Annotated in this window: 18 protein-coding genes; 9 read left to right on the forward strand and 9 right to left on the reverse strand. The window is 47.7% G+C overall.

Annotated features, from left to right (window positions below):
• The 4 genes from V756_RS01000000121950 to V756_RS0106335 form a co-directional block, all read left to right on the forward strand.
• On the forward strand, positions 1-1,797 hold a 1,797-nt coding region (locus V756_RS01000000121950), incomplete at its 5' end, for a condensation domain-containing protein (RefSeq protein WP_032681843.1).
• 36 nt (positions 1,798-1,833) lie between these two features.
• Positions 1,834-5,661 carry a surfactin non-ribosomal peptide synthetase SrfAC gene (gene srfAC, locus V756_RS0106325; protein WP_024713944.1) on the forward strand — a complete coding sequence of 1,276 codons (3,828 nt, stop codon included), beginning with the start codon at positions 1,834-1,836 and terminating at the stop codon, positions 5,659-5,661.
• A 28-nt stretch (positions 5,662-5,689) separates the two neighbouring features.
• Entirely contained in the window at positions 5,690-6,418 is a 729-nt protein-coding gene (gene srfAD / locus V756_RS0106330) for a surfactin biosynthesis thioesterase SrfAD (RefSeq protein ID WP_024713945.1), read from the forward strand.
• 102 nt (positions 6,419-6,520) lie between these two features.
• Positions 6,521-7,747, forward strand: a complete 1,227-nt coding sequence (locus V756_RS0106335) for an MFS transporter (RefSeq protein WP_024713946.1) — start codon at positions 6,521-6,523, stop codon at positions 7,745-7,747.
• A 14-nt stretch (positions 7,748-7,761) separates the two neighbouring features.
• Here the strand turns inward: V756_RS0106335 and V756_RS0106340 are convergent, their stop codons facing one another.
• Complete coding sequence (locus V756_RS0106340) at positions 7,762-8,319, reverse strand: YcxB family protein (RefSeq protein ID WP_024713947.1); 558 nt, start codon at positions 8,317-8,319, stop codon at positions 7,762-7,764.
• 53 nt (positions 8,320-8,372) lie between these two features.
• Positions 8,373-9,311, reverse strand: a complete 939-nt coding sequence (locus V756_RS0106345; RefSeq protein WP_024713948.1) for a DMT family transporter — start codon at positions 9,309-9,311, stop codon at positions 8,373-8,375.
• Between the two features lie 123 nt (positions 9,312-9,434).
• On the opposite strand from V756_RS0106345, the gene V756_RS0106350 reads away from it, so the two are divergent.
• Positions 9,435-10,769, forward strand: a complete 1,335-nt coding sequence (locus tag V756_RS0106350) for an aminotransferase-like domain-containing protein (protein ID WP_024713949.1) — start codon at positions 9,435-9,437, stop codon at positions 10,767-10,769.
• Here the strand turns inward: V756_RS0106350 and V756_RS0106355 are convergent.
• From V756_RS0106355 to bsdA, 7 genes are all read right to left on the reverse strand, one after another.
• Positions 10,764-11,438: a 4'-phosphopantetheinyl transferase family protein gene (locus V756_RS0106355; RefSeq protein ID WP_024713950.1), complete on the reverse strand. Its 675-nt coding sequence runs from the start codon at positions 11,436-11,438 to the stop codon at positions 10,764-10,766. The two genes, V756_RS0106350 and V756_RS0106355, sit on opposite strands and share 6 nt — an antisense overlap.
• Positions 11,439-11,542: 104 nt before the next feature.
• Positions 11,543-12,190, reverse strand: coding sequence for a YczE/YyaS/YitT family protein (locus tag V756_RS0106360; RefSeq protein WP_024713951.1), 648 nt, complete (start codon positions 12,188-12,190; stop codon positions 11,543-11,545).
• A 121-nt stretch (positions 12,191-12,311) separates the two neighbouring features.
• Positions 12,312-12,434, reverse strand: a complete 123-nt coding sequence (locus V756_RS1000000124315; protein ID WP_255210017.1) for a hypothetical protein — start codon at positions 12,432-12,434, stop codon at positions 12,312-12,314.
• A gap of 188 nt (positions 12,435-12,622) precedes the next feature.
• Positions 12,623-13,366 (reverse strand): cystine ABC transporter ATP-binding protein TcyC, encoded by a 744-nt coding sequence (tcyC, locus tag V756_RS0106370; RefSeq protein ID WP_024713952.1) that lies wholly within the window; start codon positions 13,364-13,366, stop codon positions 12,623-12,625.
• A gap of 13 nt (positions 13,367-13,379) precedes the next feature.
• A complete protein-coding gene (gene tcyB / locus V756_RS0106375) occupies positions 13,380-14,084 on the reverse strand; it encodes a cystine ABC transporter permease TcyB (protein WP_024713953.1) in 705 nt (234 codons plus the stop codon).
• On the reverse strand, positions 14,071-14,877 hold the full coding sequence (gene tcyA / locus V756_RS0106380; protein WP_024713954.1) for a cystine ABC transporter substrate-binding lipoprotein TcyA: 807 nt from the start codon (positions 14,875-14,877) through the stop codon (positions 14,071-14,073). Before tcyA ends, tcyB begins: the two co-directional genes overlap by 14 nt.
• Before the next feature lie 115 nt (positions 14,878-14,992).
• On the reverse strand, positions 14,993-15,865 hold the full coding sequence (gene bsdA / locus V756_RS0106385; RefSeq protein WP_024713955.1) for a transcriptional regulator BsdA: 873 nt from the start codon (positions 15,863-15,865) through the stop codon (positions 14,993-14,995).
• Between the two features lie 88 nt (positions 15,866-15,953).
• Between bsdA and V756_RS0106390 the strand changes: the two genes are divergently transcribed.
• From V756_RS0106390 to V756_RS0106405, 4 genes are read left to right on the forward strand one after another with little or no spacing between them, the layout of a single operon-like run.
• Positions 15,954-16,568: a non-oxidative hydroxyarylic acid decarboxylases subunit B gene (locus V756_RS0106390; RefSeq protein WP_024713956.1), complete on the forward strand. Its 615-nt coding sequence runs from the start codon at positions 15,954-15,956 to the stop codon at positions 16,566-16,568.
• 2 nt (positions 16,569-16,570) lie between these two features.
• On the forward strand, positions 16,571-17,992 hold the full coding sequence (bsdC, locus tag V756_RS0106395) for a phenolic acid decarboxylase BsdC (RefSeq protein WP_024713957.1): 1,422 nt from the start codon (positions 16,571-16,573) through the stop codon (positions 17,990-17,992).
• A gap of 16 nt (positions 17,993-18,008) precedes the next feature.
• A complete protein-coding gene (bsdD, locus tag V756_RS0106400; protein ID WP_024713958.1) occupies positions 18,009-18,236 on the forward strand; it encodes a phenolic acid decarboxylase subunit BsdD in 228 nt (75 codons plus the stop codon).
• Entirely contained in the window at positions 18,233-18,697 is a 465-nt protein-coding gene (locus V756_RS0106405; protein WP_024713959.1) for a pyridoxamine 5'-phosphate oxidase family protein, read from the forward strand. The genes bsdD and V756_RS0106405 overlap by 4 nt, the downstream gene beginning before the upstream one ends.
• Positions 18,698-18,789 lie beyond the last annotated feature (92 nt).

An 18,789-nucleotide genomic window follows, 5' to 3' on the forward strand; every position in this document is an offset into this window, starting at 1 on the left:
TCAGCACTGAAGGAAACCCTGCCGGACTACATGATCCCGGCATTCTGGGTGACGCTGAACGAGCTTCCGGTTACGGCAAACGGCAAAGTAGACCGCAAAGCCCTGCCTGAGCCGGACATCGAGGCGGGAAGCGGAGAATACAAAGCGCCGGCTACCGACATGGAAGAGCTGCTTGCCGGTATCTGGCAGGATGTGCTCGGCATTCCGGAGATCGGTGTCAGCGACAATTTCTTCTCAATGGGCGGAGATTCCATCAAAGGAATCCAAATGGCGAGCCGCTTGAACCAGCACGGCTGGAAGCTGGAAATGAAAGATCTCTTCCAGCACCCGACGATCGAGGAGCTGACCCAATACGTGGAGCGTGCCGAAGGCAAGCAGGCAGACCAAGGGCCTGTGGAGGGAGAAGTCAACCTGACGCCGATTCAGCGCTGGTTCTTTGAAAAGAACTTTACGAACAAGCACCACTGGAACCAATCGGTGATGCTTCATGCCGCGAAGGGCTTTGACCCTGAACGGGTGGAGAAAACGCTGCAGGCGCTGGTCGATCACCATGACGCACTTCGTATGGTTTACCGTGAGGAAAACGGGGACATCGTTCAGGCGTATAAACCGATCAGTGAAAGCAAGGTCAGCTTTGAAATCGTCGACCTGTACGGCTCCGATGAAGACATGCTGAAAAACCAGATCAAGATTCTCGCGGACAGGCTGCAAAGCAGTCTCGATCTCCAAAACGGACCGCTTCTCAAGGCGGAGCAATACCGGACGGAAGCTGGCGACCACCTGCTCATTGCTGTACACCATCTCGTAGTAGACGGCGTGTCATGGCGGATTTTGCTTGAAGATTTTGCTTCAGGCTATGTGCAGGCTGAGAAAGAAGAGAATATTGTCTTCCCGCAAAAAACGAACTCCTTCAAGGATTGGGCGGAAGAACTGGCGGCATTCAGCCAATCAGCACATCTTTTACAGCAGGCTGAATACTGGTCGCAAATTGACGCTGAACAGGTTTCTCCTCTGCCGAAGGATTACGAAACAGAGCAGCGGATCGTCAAGCATACATCATCCGTTCTCTGTGAATTAACGGAAGAAGACACCAAACATCTCTTAACGGATGTCCATCAGCCATATGGAACCGAAATCAATGATATTCTTCTCAGCGCGCTCGGTTTGACAATGAAGGAATGGACAGACGATGCCAAAATCGGCATTAATCTGGAGGGGCACGGACGGGAGGACATCATTCCGAATGTGAATATCTCCAGAACGGTCGGCTGGTTTACGGCGCAATATCCTGTTGTGCTCGATATGTCTGAAGCAGACGCCTCAGCCGTCATCAAATCAGTTAAAGAAAATCTGCGCCGCATTCCGGACAAAGGTGTCGGCTACGGCATTCTCCGTTATGTCACAGAAGCAGAGGGAACAAAGGGCTTCACGCCAGAGATCAGCTTTAACTATTTAGGCCAGTTCGACAGTGAAGTGAAAACCGACTTCTTTGAGCCGTCCGCTTTCGACATGGGGCGCCAAGTAAGCGAGGAATCAGAAGCGCTGTACGCCTTGAGCTTCAGCGGCATGATCAGAAACGGCCGGTTTGTGCTGTCCTGCTCCTACAATGAGAAAGAATTTGAAAGAGCTACAGTCGAGGAACAAATGGAACGGTTTAAAGAAAACCTCCTGATGCTGATCCGCCATTGCACGGAAAAAGAAGACAAGGAATTCACGCCGAGCGACTTCAGTGCTGAGGACCTTGGAATGGACGAGATGGGCGATATCTTTGACATGCTTGAGGAGAATTTAAAATAAAACGCAAGGGAATTACAGAAGGCGGGAGCGAAGCATATGAGTCAATTTAGCAAGGATCAGGTTCAAGATATGTATTACCTATCGCCGATGCAGGAAGGGATGCTGTTTCATACCATCCTGAATCCCGGCCAGAGTTTTTATCTTGAACAAATCACGATGAAAGTAAAAGGCAGCTTGAATATCAAATGCCTCGAAGAAAGCATGAATGTGATCATGGACCGGTACGATGTATTTCGTACCGTGTTCATTCACGAAAAAGTAAAAAGGCCTGTCCAAGTCGTATTGAAAAAACGGCAGTTTCAGATAGAAGAAATCGATCTGACACACTTAACGGGCAGCGAGCAAGCAGCCAAAATCAATGAATACAAAGAACAGGATAAGATCAAGGGCTTTGATTTGACGCGGGATATCCCAATGCGGGCAGCCATTTTCAAAAAAGCTGAAGAAAGCTTTGAGTGGGTGTGGAGCTACCATCACATGATTTTGGACGGCTGGTGTTTCGGCATCGTTGTGCAGGACCTGTTTAAGGTATACAATGCCCTGCGCGAGAAAAAGCCATACAGCCTGCCGCCGGTCAAACCATATAAGGACTACATCAAGTGGCTTGAAAAGCAGGATAAACAGGCATCACTGCGTTACTGGCGCGAGTACTTAGAGGATTTTGAAGGACAAGCGACGTTTGCGGAGCAAAGAAAGAAACAAACGGACGGCTACGAGCCCAAAGAATTGCTCTTCTCTCTGCCCGAGGCGGAAACAAAGGCGTTTACCGAGCTTGCAAAATCACAGCATACCACTTTGAGTACGGCGCTGCAGGCAGTCTGGAGTGTATTGGTCAGCCGCTATCAGCGGTCTGGCGATTTGACCTTCGGCACAGTCGTTTCCGGGCGTCCCGCGGAAATCAAAGGCGTTGAACATATGGTCGGGCTGTTTATCAACGTTGTCCCGAGACGGGTGAAACTATCTGAGGATATCACATTCAACGGATTGCTCAAGCAGCTGCAGGAGCAATCGCTGCAGTCTGAGCCGCATCAATACGTGCCGCTCTATGACATCCAAAGCCAGGCCGATCAGCCAAAGCTGATTGACCACATCATTGTGTTTGAAAATTATCCGCTTCAGGATGCAAAAAATGAAGAAAACAATGAAAACGGCTTTGAAATGGAGGATGTCCATGTTTTTGAGAAGTCGAATTATGATCTCAACCTGATGGCTTCCCCGGGAGACGAGATGCTAATCAAGCTTGCCTATAATGAGAATGTGTTTGATGAGGCATTTATCCAGCGCTTAAAATCACAGCTTCTCACAGCGATTCAGCAGCTCATCCAGAAGCCGGATCAGCCTGTTCATACGCTCAGTCTTGTTGATGAAAAGGAAAGAGAGTTTCTGCTGAAAGGCTTAAACCCGCCGGCTCAAAACCATCAGACGAAGCCTCTGACGGATTGGTTCAAAGAAGCGGTGAATGTTCATCCTGATGCGCCGGCGCTTACGTATTCCGGTCAGACTCTTTCCTATCGCGAATTAGATGAGGAAGCGAACCGCCTTGCACGCCGTTTGCAAAAGCAAGGTGCGGGTAAAGGCTCCGTTGTCGCGTTGTACACGAAGCGCTCGCTTGAATTGGTGATCGGCATTCTCGGCGTACTAAAAGCAGGAGCGGCTTATCTCCCGGTTGATCCGAAGCTGCCGGAGGACCGAATCTCGTATATGCTGACTGACAGTGCGGCAGCCTGTCTGCTGACACATCAGGAGATGAAAGAAAAAGCGGATCAGCTGCCGTATACAGGAACAACACTCTTCATTGATGATCCTGCACGGTTCGAAGAGCAGGCAAGCGACCCTGCAACCGCAATTGAACCCGATGATCCGGCATATATTATGTATACGTCCGGCACAACCGGAAAGCCGAAGGGCAATATCACCACTCATGCCAATATTCAAGGATTGGTCAAGCATGTAGACTACATGGCATTTTCTGAAAAAGATACGTTCTTATCTGTTTCGAATTACGCCTTTGATGCATTTACCTTTGATTTCTATGCTTCCATATTAAATGCGGCACGGCTCATTATCGCAGATGAACATACACTGCTTGATACAGAACGGCTCACAGATCTGATCCAGCAGGAGAATGTCAATGTCATGTTTGCGACAACCGCACTGTTTAATCTTCTCACAGATGCGGGAGAGGATTGGATGAAGGGGCTTCGCTGCGTATTATTCGGCGGAGAGCGCGCGTCTGTGCCTCACGTCAGAAAAGCGCTGCGGATCCTGGGGCCGGGCAAGCTGATTAATTGCTACGGGCCTACTGAGGGCACGGTGTTTGCGACAGCTCATGTTGTACATGAAATACCGGATGGCATCTCCTCATTGCCGATCGGAAAGCCGATCAGCAATGCCAGCGTTTATATTCTCAACGAGAAAAACCAGCTCCAGCCATTCGGAGCGGTCGGTGAACTGTGCATCAGCGGAATGGGCGTGTCAAAAGGGTATGTAAACCGTCATGATCTGACGATGCAAACGTTTATCCCAAATCCGTTCAAGCCCGGTGAGACGCTTTACCGCACAGGGGATTTGGCACGCTGGCTGCCGGATGGGACGATTGAATACGCCGGCCGAATTGATGATCAGGTCAAAATACGAGGACATCGGATCGAGCTTGAAGAAATTGAAAAGCAGCTGCAAGAATACCAGGGTGTGAAAGATGCGGTTGTTGTTGTTGACCGCCATGAGTCTGGAGATGCATCAATCAACGCCTACCTCGTGAATCGGGCACAGCTATCAGCTGAGGATGTAAAGGCGCACCTGAAAAAACAGCTTCCTGCTTACATGGTGCCGCAAACCTTTACTTTCCTGGAGGAGCTTCCTTTAACGACAAACGGGAAGGTCAATAAACGGCTGCTGCCAAAACCGGATCAGGATCAGCTGGCGGAAGAGTGGATCGGGCCTCGCGACGAGACGGAGGAAACGATCGCACACATCTGGTCTGAGATTCTCGGCAGACAGAAGGTCGGCATTCATGATGATTTCTTTGCGCTCGGCGGGCACTCCTTAAAGGCGATGACCGCCGCTTCCCGCATCAAGAAAGAGCTCGAGATAGATATTCCGGTGAAGCTTTTGTTTGAAGCGACGACGATTGCAGGCATCTCAGCGTATTTGAAAAACGGAGGCTCAGATGGATTGCAGGATGTAACCATTATGAATCCCGATCAGGAGCAAATCATTTTCGCATTCCCGCCGGTTTTGGGCTATGGCCTCATGTATCAAAACATGGCCAGCCGCCTGCCGTCATATAAACTGTGCGCCTTTGATTTCATTGAGGAGGAAAACCGGCTTGACCGCTATGCGGATTTGATCCAGGAGCTTCAGCCGGAAGGGCCTTTGACACTGTTCGGATATTCAGCGGGCTGCAGCCTTGCGTTTGAAGCTGCCAAAAAGCTTGAGGAACAAGACCGCATTGTTCAGCGGATCATCATGGTGGATTCCTATAAAAAACAAGGTATCAGCGATCTGGACGGACGCACGGTTGAGAGTGATGTCGAAGCGCTGATGAATGTCAACCGGGACAATGAAGCGCTCAACAGCGAAGCCGTCAAACAAGGCCTTAAGCAAAAAACACACGCTTTCTACTCCTACTACGTCAACCTGATCAGCACAGGACAGGTGAAAGCGGATATTGATCTGCTGACATCCGATACTGATTTTGACATGCCGGAATGGCTTGCATCATGGGAAGAGGCCACAACAGGTGCTTACCGTGTGAAAAGAGGCTTCGGAACACACGCTGAAATGCTGCAAGGTGAAACGCTAGATAGGAATGTGGGGATTTTGCTCGAATTACTTAATATACAAACCGTAACGGTTTCTTAAACGAAGTGATGAAAGGAGGAGACGGCCCATGAGCCAACTCTTCAAATCATTCGATGCGTCGGAAAAAACGCGGCTCATCTGTTTTCCGTTTGCCGGCGGCTACTCAGCGTCGTTTCGCCCTCTCCATGCTTTTTTGCAGGGGGAGTGTGAGATGCTCGCTGCCGAGCCGCCGGGACACGGCACGAATCAAACGTCAGCCATTGAGGACCTCGAAGAGCTGACCGATTTGTACAAAAAAGAATTGAATCTTTGCCCTGATCGGCCGTTCGTGCTGTTTGGACACAGTATGGGCGGAATGATCACCTTCAGGCTGGCGCAAAAGCTGGAGCGTGAAGGCATCTTTCCGCAGGCGGTGATCATTTCTGCGATTCAGCCGCCGCATATTCAGCGGAAAAAAGTGTCCCATCTGCCTGATGATCAGTTTCTCGATCATATTATCAAATTAGGCGGGATGCCCGCGGAGCTCGTTGAAAATAAGGAAGTCATGTCCTTTTTCCTGCCTTCCTTCCGAGCGGATTACCGGGCTCTTGAACAATTTGACCTTCGCGATGTGGCCCCGATCCAATCGCCTGTTCATGTCTTTAATGGGCTTGATGATGAAAAATGCATTCGAGATGCGGAAGGCTGGAAGAAGTGGGCGGCAGACATCACATTCCATGAATTTGCCGGCGGGCACATGTTTTTGCTGTCACATACGGAAGAAGTGGCAGAACGGATTTTTGCGATATTAAATCAGCATCCGATTATTCAATCGTGATCAAAAGCGGACAGCTTAGGCTGTTCCGCTTTTTTTGTGTGTGGAATGTCAATTTTTACATGATATAATAGTCGAAATACTCAAACAAAGGAAGGTCTAAACATGCTCGCGTCTCCTAAGATGAAATGGTTTGTATTGCTGTTTACGTTTGTTTTCACCATTGGAATGAACTCATTCAGAAACTCCTTTCAATTTTTTATGCTGCCGATGGCGGATACCTTCCATGCCGACAGGTCGCTGATCTCGGTTTCCGTCAGCATTTTTATGATCACAACAGGCATCGTGCAGTTTTTTGTCGGGTTTTTGATCGATCGGTTCAGCGTCAGAAAAATGATGGCGTTTGGAGCTGTTAGCATTAGCGCAAGCTTTTTGCTGCTTCCGCATTCATCGAATGTTCATGTGTTTTCCGCCATTTACGGCGTGCTCGGCGGAATCGGCTATTCCTGTGCGGTCGGCGTGACGACTCAGTATTTCATCAGCCGCTGGTTTGACACGCACAAGGGGCTGGCGCTCGCTATTTTGACCAATGCCAATTCTGCGGGCCTGCTGCTGCTCTCGCCCATTTGGGCCGCAGCTCCGTATCATGTCGGCTGGCAAAACACCTATACGATATTGGGCCTCGTCATCGCTGCTGTTCTCCTGCCGCTTTTCGCCTTTGGGATGAAGCACCCGCCATATGCGCAAGCGCCGTCAGTGAAAAAATCTTATGACTGGCGGGGATTTTGGAGCGTGGTGAAGCAGTCCCGCCTCATTCATATCCTGTACTTCGGCGTGTTTACATGCGGATTTACCATGGGAATCATAGATGCTCATCTTGTGCCGATGCTGAAGGATGCACATGTCTCTCATGTCAACGGGATGATGGCCGCATTCGGTGCGTTTATCATCATTGGCGGATTATTGGCGGGCTGGCTGTCAGATCTCCTCGGCAGCAGAAGCATGATGCTATCCATTTTATTTTTCCTTCGGCTGCTCAGCTTGATTTGCCTGCTCATTCCCATTCTCGGAATCCATCAAAGCGAACTTTGGTACTTCGGTTTTATCCTGTTATTCGGGCTCAGTTACACAGGTGTGATCCCGCTGACCGCGGCGTCTATTTCTGAAAGCTATCCTTCAGGATTAATCGGCTCGCTGTTAGGCATTACTTTCTTTATCCATCAGATCGCCGGTGCTCTCAGTGTGTACGCGGGCGGCTTGTTTTTTGACATGACTCATGATTATTTGCTGATTGTCGCTGTGTGCATCGTGTTTGTGGGTTTATCGGCTGTAATAGAGCTGGTGCCGTTTTTAGATAAACAGAAGGCAAAAGAAACCCACCATTCAATATAAAAGGATCAGCACTGTCAATGCTGATCCTTTTTAAATTTGAGTTTTTTTGTTCCGGTATTTTTAAGGATAATCTTCTTGAATCTATTCATCTCCACTTCGGAATGAAAAAAACGTTTTGGGATCGCAATATATTGGCCACTTGATGTATTGACCCTGAAGATATTTTGATATTCGAAAACAGCTGTGATTTCATCCCAATTGAAAATGAGGTCATATTTTTTAGAACATATACGAATTCCTTCTTGGTTCAGAGTATATGTTCTTTTAGATTTCATCCGTTCGTTCTTCTTGTATGCTCTGGAAAACTTCACATATAGAAGAAGGAGGAGCAGCAGTGTAAACAGAACTGACATCACGATAATCAACATACTGTTCATAAACAAGTTAAGCGCGTCACTGCCATAAACGATACGGGGCCATCCGTTAATGAAGTTAACTGCAGCAAATATGGTGCAAAACAACAGAAAGTAAAAGCATGATATTTTTGCGATTTGATAAAAAAAGATTTCTCTTACATCCTTAAAAGCGATTTCTCCTGGAAGATTGATACTTTCACTAGCATATTGAATCATACGGTAAACCTACACCTCTAACCATGTTTTTCCTTTCAGTCTAGCATAATTTCTCATTTTTTTGCAGGCATACCAGGGCGCTTTGTTTTTTTCTCCAGATTGATATTGCTCCCCACCACGCCAATCATAATACAAACAGCCCCGGCAAGATGATACCAGGCCAGGCTTTCGTTGAGAATCATAACTCCTGCAATCATCGTCACAATGGTAGATACATGATTAAAAGCACTCATTTTAAACGCCTCAATTCGCGACAGCGTATAGTTAGACAGAAATGAAGTGACAAGTGAAGACAGCACGCCCAAATACACAATGGCGAGAACGAAGCCGGGCTCCCGGAACGGCAGAAAATAAGTGCCGACTGTTCCCGCCGCTCCGTGACGCACAAGGGCGATGGCGTTGAAGACGACAAAGCCGATGGCTGACATGATGTAGGTGAGCTCGGTCAGCTTGAACCGCTGCGTCATTTTTCTGGCAGCAGTATTGTACATCGCTGAGGACAAAGCGGACAATAGGATCAGCAAAGACCCTTTTAAGCTGGCTGATTCCACGTCAACGCCTTTCATCACAAAAATAAACATGACGCCGGCAACGGATAAAACCGTGAACCCCTTTTGCGTCCACGTTGGGCGTTCCTTTAAAACATAAGCGGCAAAGACCATCGTGAAAATCGGAATGGCTGCCTGAATAATTCCCGCTTCAGAGGAGGACGAGTACACAAGGCCGAATGCCTGAAAGCTGAAAAATAACGCGGGATACAGCAGGGCGAGCGGCAAAATGGCAATGACGTCCTTTACGCGGATTGATAGCTTTACCCAGCCGAATAAGATCGGTACAGTCGCCGCAGCAAACGCAATGGTGAACCGATGCGCCAAAATATCAAACGGCTCTGCTGTTTGCAGTGCGATTTTTACGAATAGAAAGGATAAACCGATAATGAACGAATATAAAATAGCCGCTATATAAGCGGGGGTTTGCTGATGTTTAACCATAATGGGAAGGGCTCCTTTACCTGAATTGCAGCGCCGGTCGCTCCCTTTATTGTATGGCCGCGGTCAGAACGGTACAATGAGAAAAACAATGAACTGTACCGGTACAAAACAGGGGGAGAAGGCATGGAGAAATATATGAGTCTAGTAACGAGGATAGAGGAGATGATGCAAAGCACCGCCTATCAAGAAGGAGACAGGCTTCCATCTATCCGTCAGCTGTCCGCCCGCTACCAAGTCAGCAAAAGCACAGTGATCCGCGCGCTGCAGGAGCTGGAAAAGCGCCACCTTATCTATTCTGTTCCGAAAAGCGGCTATTATATTGTGAAAAAGACAGGGAAATCAAAAAGCGGGCAGCCTGGCCCCATCGACTTTGCCACATCTGCGCCGGATCCAGATGTGTTTCCGTATCTTGATTTTCAGCACTGTATCAACAAAGCGATTGATACATACAAAAACGATTTGTTTATTTATGGGACGCCAAAGGGGCTTCCATCACTCATCCGCGTACTCCGAAAGCTCTTGGCCACTCAACAGGTATTTGCGGATGAACGGCATATTTTCATTACATCAGGTGTCCAGCAGGCGTTATCTCTGCTTTGTGCCATGCCGTTCCCAAATGGGAAAGAGAAGATCGCCATTGAACAGCCGGGCTACCATTTGATGGTCGAACAGCTTGAGACGCTTGGGATTCCCGCCATCGGGGTGAAACGAACGGAAGAGGGACTTGATATAGCCGAGGTTGAGCGGTTATTTCAAACAGAATCGATTAAATTTTTTTATACGATGCCGCGCTTCCATAACCCGCTTGGCTGCTCATTGTCAGAGCGTGATAAACAGGAGCTTGTGAGACTGGCAGAAGCGCATGATGTCTATCTCGTTGAGGATGATTACCTCGGTGATCTGGAGGAAAATAAAAAGGCAGATCCGCTGTACGCATATGATCTGTCCTCACATGTCATCTATTTGAAAAGCTTCTCGAAAATGATGTTCCCCGGCCTTCGCGTGGGGGCGGCTGTTTTGCCCGAAGCGCTGACTGACACGTTCTATGCGTACAAAAAGCTGAACGACATCGACTGTTCGATGATTTCTCAAGCGGCATTGGAGATTTACCTGAAAAGCGGTATGTACGGCAGGCATAAGGAGAAAATCAGAGATTCTTATAAAGAGCGGTCGCTGAGGCTACATCAAGCCATTCGAACTCACAGGCAGCTGGGAAGCGGACGCTTTACGTTCTCCAGCGGGCAGGCACCCTGTATGCACACCCATCTGGTGCTTCCTCAGGATCTGCCCGCCTCAAGAGTGATTCATAGACTGAAAAAACAAGGGGTTCTCCTTGAGGCGATAGACCGTCATTATTTATCAGATTATCCGAAAGAAAATCTATTAAAAATCAATATTTCCAATGTGAAAACGGAAGATATTGAGCGCGGTGTCAAGCTGTTGATGAGCCATTTATAAAAGCTCTTCGTACGAGACCATTGTGATATCCTCGGGGAAATCAGGGTGCGCAGCGCATACGGCCATTTTGTAGCCGGGGTCCGCATCATACGTTTTGATATAGCATGGCGTATGCCTGTCCGGAACCTCAATGGATACTTGTCCGTCCCGATCCAGGCGCACTGAAAAGGAATCAAGCGGAAGCGATAAGCCTTTGCCTTCCTGTTTGATAAAGCTTTCTTTCATCGACCATAGATGATAAAAATAGTCTGTCTGTTCATCCTTGTTTTTGGCTAAAAGGTCTGTGTACTCTGTTTTTGAAAAGAAACGTTTGGCGATCTCAAGGCTGATCGGTTTCATTTTTTCAATATCGATGCCGATTGGCTGTGAATCAAACGCGCAAACGACCCAACGGCCGGAATGGGAAATGTTGAAATGAGTGTCAGGCAAATCAGGGATGCAGGGCTTTCCGTACTCCTGCGCGCTGAAGCGGATATCGGCTTTGTCCAGATGGAACTGCCTGCTGACGACTGAGCGAACGAGAACATCTCCCAGCAGGGTGCGGTGAGCATCTTCTTTATGATAAAATCTCCGGCATTTCTCTCGTTTTTCAGGCGATATGAAAGACATGAAGCGTTCAGTCTCTTCCTGAGAAAGCGGGCGGTCCATATATATTCCGTAAATCTTCATTCTAGGTCCTCCGTCTGCAAAAGATTGTCAAAACCATCCTATCATACTTCAACAAGACTCATATAGAGGCGAACATAAAAAAACAAAGCCGAAGCGGCTTTGTTTTAGTGTAGAGGCGGAGATGCTTTCACAGCGGCGGTCCGCCTTGCCACAGCATAATTCAGCAGCAGTATTGACTGCGGCAATGAAAAGCGCAGAATGAGTCCGGTGAGGATGGCAGTCAAAATGGTGCCAAAACCGATCGGGCCGCCCATGCCCCATGCCGCAAACAAGATTGTTATTTCCATGCCGTTCCGCACCCATTGCACATTCCAGCCGGTTTTTTCTGTAATCAGCATCATCAGTGAATCACGCGGCCCCGCTCCAAGGCCTGCTGATACATAAACACCGACGCCGTAACCGATCAGCACCACGCCAAGAGAGAAGACAATGACGGAGCCCGTGTAGGTCGAGGGGGCAGGCAGAAGAAAATTGAAAAAATCGATAAAAACACCAATGAGCACCATGTTCAGGATCGCCCCGATTTTTGGCCAAGCCCGTGTAAACAATGACGTTAATCCGACGATGATCGCTCCGATAATGATGGACCACTGACCGACGGTAAGGCCGAAATGCTGAAACAGGCTGTAATGAAATGCATCCCACGGACTTATGCCGAGCGCTTTTCCTTCTATCGTCAGGGATACACCAAAAGCCAAAATGATCAAACCGGTAAAATAAAATGTCCAGCGCAGAACAAGTTCTTGCTTCACGTGAGGTCCCTTCTTTCGTAAAAATCAGTCGATTGTCATTGTAGCATATCTGACATAAGGGCGGAATAGGCGAAAGGAGCTCAACAAAAAAACAGGGCCGCCGCAGGCGCCCTGTTTAGGTTTAAATATTGATTGCCTTTTCTGCTATTTGAAATGAATCTGGATCGTTAGCGTATGATCCCGCATTTAATAAACCAGCAAAAAGGAAACCAATTAAAGCGGTGCTGATAATAAGTTTTTTCATTATAGCGCCTCCGTAACGTTTAATATTTGAGTTTTGGCATTTATAGTCCTCTTGAAGAAATTCCTCCCTTTGATACAATGTCCTGCTTCAAAATGAAAATCATAAACCGCACATTTTTCTGGGAGCTAGGATTTAATCTAATAAAAGAAAAAACCCAAAACGAATGCCGTTTTGGGTTTTTTAAGATTTTACAACGGATTCAAAATCCGGTTCAAAAACCGCTGCGTCCGTTCTTCTTTTGGTGCGGAGAAAATTTGCTCCGGCGGTCCCTGTTCCACGATGACTCCGCCGTCGATAAAGATGACTTCGTCCGCCACATCCTGGGCGAATTTGATTTCGTGGGTCACAACGACCATGGTCCATCCTTCATTGGCTAAATCTTTGATAACCTTCAGGACCTCTCCGACCAGCTCGGGATCAAGCGCTGAGGTCGGTTCGTCAAACAGCATGAGCTCCGGCTGAATCGCCAGTGCGCGGGCGATGCCGACGCGCTGCTGCTGGCCGCCGGAAAGCTGGAACGGATATAAATCCATTTTGTCCTTTAATCCGACTTTATCAAGAAGCTGAATCGCTTCTTTTCTGACTTCCTCTTTGTTTCGCTTTTGCACCTGAATAGGGCCTTCCATCACGTTTTCAAGAGCCGTGCGGTGCGGGAACAGGTGATACGCCTGAAATACCATGCCGGATTTCCGGCGGAGCTTTAGAATATCCGCCTGTTTCACCTTTTTGGAGAAATCGATGGAGAAATCATCAAATGCAAGCTCTCCGCGATTCGGAATTTCCAGCGCATTCAGGCAGCGGAGCAGCGTCGTTTTCCCTGAACCTGAAGGCCCAAGTATGGCGATGACTTTCCCTTTTTCAATCTTCATATCTATCTTTTTTAATATTTCATTTTCACCGAATGATTTGTTTAATCCTTTAACGGTAAGCATACTCGGAACCTCCTTATTTGGCCACGTAGCGGTCAAGACGCTGTTCGATGACATGCTGGACGAGTGAAAGCAGGAAGCAGATAATCCAGTAAATAAAGGCTGCTTCAATATAGATCACTAAAATTTGATCAAGATTCCGCGCGCCGATTTCCTGGGCTTTTCTGAACAGCTCAGCGACCAGAATTTGAGAGGCGAGGGATGTATCTTTAATCAGGCTGATAAAGGTATTGGATAATGGCGGGATCGACACACGAAACGCCTGCGGCAAAATGACGCGGAACAGTGTTTTCTGATGTGTCATGCCGATTGTGTATCCGGCTTCCCATTGCCCTTTCGGCACGGATAAAATGGATGCCCGTATGATTTCAGATGCATAGGCGCCGACGTTTAATGAAAAGGCAATAACTGCGCTTGGAAATGGATCTAATGTGATGTTAAAGGCCGGGAACAGATAGAAAATGATGAACAATTGAACGAGAAGAGGAGTGCCGCGTATTGCAGATACGTATACGCTGAACACCCATCTCAAAGGTCTCACTTTCGACATTCTGGCAAGCGCCGTAATCAGCGCCAGGATCATTCCAAATATAAAGGAAAGAATCGTAAGGGGAATCGTATAATAGATTCCCCCTGAAAGTATCGGCCAGAATGACTGCTGCACCAGATCCCACGGGATCGCCGTGCCAAGCGTCAATGCCGGCAGATTATTTAGAAACATCTTCGCCGAACCATTTTTTAGAGATTTTAGAAAGAGTCCCGTCCTCTTTCATTTCTTTTAATGCTTTGTTGACTTGATCAACAACCTCGCCGCTTCCTTTACGGAACGTGAAATAGGTTGACTGCGGATCGCCTGTTTCAAACGCGATTTTCACGTTTTTGTTGCCGGATGTTTTCAGGTAGTTCAATACGGCAAGCTTATCGTTGTAAGTCATATCAACGCGGCCTTGCTGGATCAATTGAAGAGCCTGTGCCATGCCCTCAACGCCTTCTACTTTCGCGCCGGCATTTGTAGCTAATTTGTTGTAGTTGCTTGTCAGTGATTGAGCTGATGTTTTTCCTTTTACATCTGCTTCAGACTTAATATCGTTGTTGTCTGTTTTCGTCACGACAACGGCTCTTGATGTTGTGTATTTATCTGAGAAATCATACTTGTTTTCACGGTCTGTTTTTCCGACTTGGTTGGCAATGACGTCAAACCGTTTGGAATTCAGGCCGGCAAACATGCTGTCCCATTGTGTTTCTTTAAAATCGGCTTTAAGCCCAAGGCGTTTTGCGACTTCCGTGATCACTTCGACATCATAGCCAGTCAGCTTGTCAGTGTCCTTGTCGTGGTAAGTGAACGGTTCATATGTCCCTTCCGTACCGACTGTCAGCACACCTTTTTTCTTAATAGAAGCCCAAAGATCGCCGTTTTTGGCGTTATCTTTTGACTGATTGTCATTTCCTGCTCCGCAAGCTGCGAGAGCTGCAATGCTTACGACCATGAATAAAGCCAATAATGCTTTTTTCATCTTATTCCCCACTTTTCTGGTTGATTTTATTGAAATAAAAAATTAGCTTACAAATCTAAAGGATAACTTTTTTTTAGTATGAGTCAAGTATTTGGTTTTCATAAGGCGAAATCTTTTAAAATAAATCCAAAAATTGCTGTGCCGGTTTTGGCAAATAACTGTCCGTTCTCCACATGACAGCCGGTGTCATAATGAAGGGATTGTTTTCAATATTTACGGTGTGAACGTGGTTTCTCATATGAACGGGAATCATCGTGACGGGCAGAATGGAGGCGCCGAATCCTGAAGAGACGAGGCTGAGCAAAGTTGCGGAATCGTGGCATTCGCAAACAATGCGCGGCTCCAGTTTCAGACGATGAAATTCATTCATGACCTGATTGTAGACGCCCTTTCCATTGACAGGCCGCAGCAGAATCAGCGGAAATGATGGTATATCCTCCATTTTAATGGTGTCCCCGCACGGATATCCGGCTTCCTTTGAAAGCACGAGCACACATGGAATATCATCAAGCTGTTTAAATTGGACCGTGTGGCTTTTGATCATTGTCGTCGTGACCGCCGCATCGATTTGCCGGCTTTCCAGCAGCTCTAACAGCGTGGCAGGCTCATTCTCCCAAATATGAAAGGTAAGGTGCGGGTAGCTTTCTTTAATCTGTGTGACTTTTTCAAGCATCAGTGCGGCGCAATAAATCGTTGACCCCACAGCCAGCGTGCCGGCAACCTCGTCCTTCAGCTCTTGTACCTCAATGACGGCATCTTCAAACCTGTGTAAAATCTCCTTGGCTCTTTTCAAAAAAACAGTTCCTTCATATGTAAGCGTCATTTGTTTTTTCTTATTCCGGTCAAACAAAACGACACCCAGCTCGTCCTCCAGCTGTTTCAGCTGCCTGCTTAAAGGCGGCTGCGCCATGTGGAGCTTTTTGGCGGCTGACGTGATTTTCTGTTCTTGGGCGATCGTAATGAAATAGCGAAGCTGGCGAATGTCCAAAAAAAGCGCCTCCTTACCATACCTTTTAGGTATTGAATATAGATATAACAGATATTTTTCATATGGATATATCAGGAGTATGATGGAAATGAAAGCGGAATTCAAGCATAAAGGAGGAGGCAAAGTGAAACTCGTTGTCGGAATGACAGGAGCAACAGGGGCCATTTTCGGGGTCAGGATGCTGGAGTGGCTGAAGGCCGCCGAAGTGGAAACCCATCTCGTTGTGTCTCCTTGGGCGAACGTCACAATTAAACACGAAACAGGCTATACCTTACAAGAAGTAGAACAACTGGCCGCATACACATACTCGCATAAGGACCAGGCGGCAGCCATTTCAAGCGGGTCGTTCGATACCGACGGGATGATAGTTGCGCCGTGCAGCATGAAATCTCTCGCCAGCATTCGCACCGGAATGGCGGATAATCTGCTGACACGTGCCGCGGATGTCATGCTCAAGGAGAGAAAAAAACTCGTCCTCTTAACGAGAGAGACGCCTTTGAACCAGATTCATCTCGAAAATATGCTAGCGCTTACGAAAATGGGCACCATCATTCTTCCTCCGATGCCGGCATTTTATAATCAGCCGAGCAGCCTAGAGGAAATGGTTGACCATATTGTATTCAGAACGTTGGACCAATTCGGCATTCGCCTTCCTGAAGCGAAGCGCTGGAATGGGATTGAAAAACAAAAAGGAGGAGCTTGATTATGGCTTATCAAGATTTCAGAGAATTTCTCGCTGCCCTTGAAAAAGAAGGACAGCTGCTGACAGTGAATGAAGAGGTAAAGCCGGAGCCTGATTTAGGAGCTGCCGCACGCGCAGCCAGCAACCTTGGCGACAAAAGCCCCGCGCTCTTATTCAACAACATTTACGGCTACAATAACGCGCAAATTGCGATGAATGTAATAGGCTCCTGGCCGAACCACGCAATGATGCTTGGCATGCCGAAAGACACGCCGGTAAAAGAACAGTTTTTTGAATTCGCGAAGCGTTATGAACAGTTTCCGATGCCGGTCAAACGGGAGGAAACAGCGCCGTTTCATGAAAATGAAATCACAGAAGATATCAATTTGTTCGATATACTGCCTCTTTTCAGAATTAACCAAGGAGACGGCGGCTACTATTTAGACAAAGCATGTGTGATTTCACGCGATCTAGAAGACCCTGACAACTTCGGCAAACAAAATGTCGGCATTTACAGAATGCAGGTGAAAGGTAAAGATCGTCTCGGCATTCAGCCTGTGCCGCAGCACGATATTGCGATACATTTGCGTCAAGCTGAAGAACGCGGCGTCAATCTTCCGGTTACCATAGCGCTTGGCTGTGAGCCGGTTATTACAACGGCGGCGTCGACTCCGCTTCTTTATGATCAATCGGAATACGAAATGGCAGGCGCGATTCAAGGGGAGCCATATCGCATCGTCAAATCAAAGCTGTCAGATCTTGATGTTCCGTGGGGCGCTGAAGTTGTCCTTGAAGGTGAAATTATTGCCGGAGAGCGTGAATATGAAGGCCCGTTCGGTGAATTCACAGGCCACTATTCCGGCGGACGCAGCATGCCGATTATCAAAATTAAACGCGTGTATCATAGAAACAATCCGATTTTTGAACATTTATACTTAGGCATGCCTTGGACCGAATGCGATTACATGATCGGCATCAATACCTGCGTGCCGCTTTATCAGCAATTAAAAGAAGCCTATCCGAATGAAATTGTCGCCGTGAACGCCATGTACACACACGGTTTAATCGCGATTGTTTCCACCAAAACGCGCTATGGCGGATTTGCGAAAGCGGTCGGCATGCGCGCGCTCACAACACCGCACGGACTAGGCTACTGCAAAATGGTCATTGTCGTTGACGAGGATGTCGATCCATTCAACCTGCCGCAGGTCATGTGGGCGCTTTCGACCAAAATGCATCCAAAACACGATGCGGTCATCATTCCGGATTTATCCGTTCTGCCGCTTGATCCGGGATCTAACCCATCAGGGATCACTCACAAAATGATTCTTGACGCCACTACACCGGTTGCGCCGGAAACAAGAGGGCATTATTCACAGCCGCTTGATTCTCCATTAACAACGAAAGAATGGGAACAAAAACTAATGGACTTAATGAATAAATAAGGAAAGGATGATCGATATGCATACATGTCCTCGATGCGATTCAAAAAAGGGAGAAGTCATGAGCAAATCGCCTGTAGAAGGCGCATGGGAAGTTTATCAGTGCCAAACTTGCTTTTTTACATGGAGATCCTGTGAGCCGGAAAGCATTACAAATCCGGCGAAGTACAATCCGGCGTTTAAAATCGATCCGAAGGAAACAGAAACAGCCGTTGAAGTTCCGGCTGTGCCGGAACGAAAGGCTTGATCAGCGTGAACTGTCTATCAGACCGTCTTTTTGAGCTGCTTGACGGGAATCGCCTGAATGAGAAGCAGCACGAGGCTTTCGTTCTGCAAACCGTATCGGAGGATGGCTGGCCGCATGCAGCGATGATCAGCGCGGGAGAAATCATCGCTCTGAGCCGAACCGATATTCGAATCGCCCTATGGAAAAACACAGCGACTTCCGCCAACATCCTTCGCACAGGAAAAGCGCAGTTTACGGCATGGTGGAGGGGAGCCGCTTATTATGTGAAGCTGCAATGCGAGCCCTTGACGCCTTTGAACGATGCCGAGTATGAAAGAGACCGCTTTGCCTGCCGCATCGTTTCAATGAAGGAGGACGTTGCGAAATACGCTGATTTGACCTCTGGCGTCCATATCCAGCTTCACAGCCCTGAAGAGGTGCTGAACAGATGGGAAAAGACGCTGGAAGAATTGAAGCGATAATATGGAAGCCTGACGCTATGCGTCAGGCTTTCAGCTTGTAGAGAAAACGGTGTTTTTTCTACAAGCTTTTTTGTTTTGTGCTGTTTCTTTAC

Source organism: Bacillus tequilensis KCTC 13622, from assembly GCF_000507145.1.
GTDB lineage: Bacteria > Bacillota > Bacilli > Bacillales > Bacillaceae > Bacillus > Bacillus tequilensis.

Coding starts and splice junctions, on each gene's coding strand:
- V756_RS0106355 (WP_024713950.1), bottom strand. CDS start 11,438: ATGAAGATTTACGGAATATATATGGACCGCCCGCTTTCTCAGGAAGAG.
- V756_RS1000000124315 (WP_255210017.1), bottom strand. CDS start 12,434: ATGAAAAAACTTATTATCAGCACCGCTTTAATTGGTTTCCTTTTTGCT.
- bsdC (WP_024713957.1), top strand. CDS start 16,571: ATGGCTTATCAAGATTTCAGAGAATTTCTCGCTGCCCTTGAAAAAGAA.
- tcyC (WP_024713952.1), bottom strand. CDS start 13,366: ATGCTTACCGTTAAAGGATTAAACAAATCATTCGGTGAAAATGAAATA.
- srfAC (WP_024713944.1), top strand. CDS start 1,834: ATGAGTCAATTTAGCAAGGATCAGGTTCAAGATATGTATTACCTATCG.
- V756_RS0106390 (WP_024713956.1), top strand. CDS start 15,954: ATGAAAGCGGAATTCAAGCATAAAGGAGGAGGCAAAGTGAAACTCGTT.
- V756_RS0106335 (WP_024713946.1), top strand. CDS start 6,521: ATGCTCGCGTCTCCTAAGATGAAATGGTTTGTATTGCTGTTTACGTTT.
- tcyB (WP_024713953.1), bottom strand. CDS start 14,084: ATGTTTCTAAATAATCTGCCGGCATTGACGCTTGGCACGGCGATCCCG.
- V756_RS0106345 (WP_024713948.1), bottom strand. CDS start 9,311: ATGGTTAAACATCAGCAAACCCCCGCTTATATAGCGGCTATTTTATAT.
- bsdD (WP_024713958.1), top strand. CDS start 18,009: ATGCATACATGTCCTCGATGCGATTCAAAAAAGGGAGAAGTCATGAGC.
- V756_RS0106350 (WP_024713949.1), top strand. CDS start 9,435: ATGGAGAAATATATGAGTCTAGTAACGAGGATAGAGGAGATGATGCAA.
- tcyA (WP_024713954.1), bottom strand. CDS start 14,877: ATGAAAAAAGCATTATTGGCTTTATTCATGGTCGTAAGCATTGCAGCT.
- srfAD (WP_024713945.1), top strand. CDS start 5,690: ATGAGCCAACTCTTCAAATCATTCGATGCGTCGGAAAAAACGCGGCTC.
- V756_RS0106340 (WP_024713947.1), bottom strand. CDS start 8,319: ATGATTCAATATGCTAGTGAAAGTATCAATCTTCCAGGAGAAATCGCT.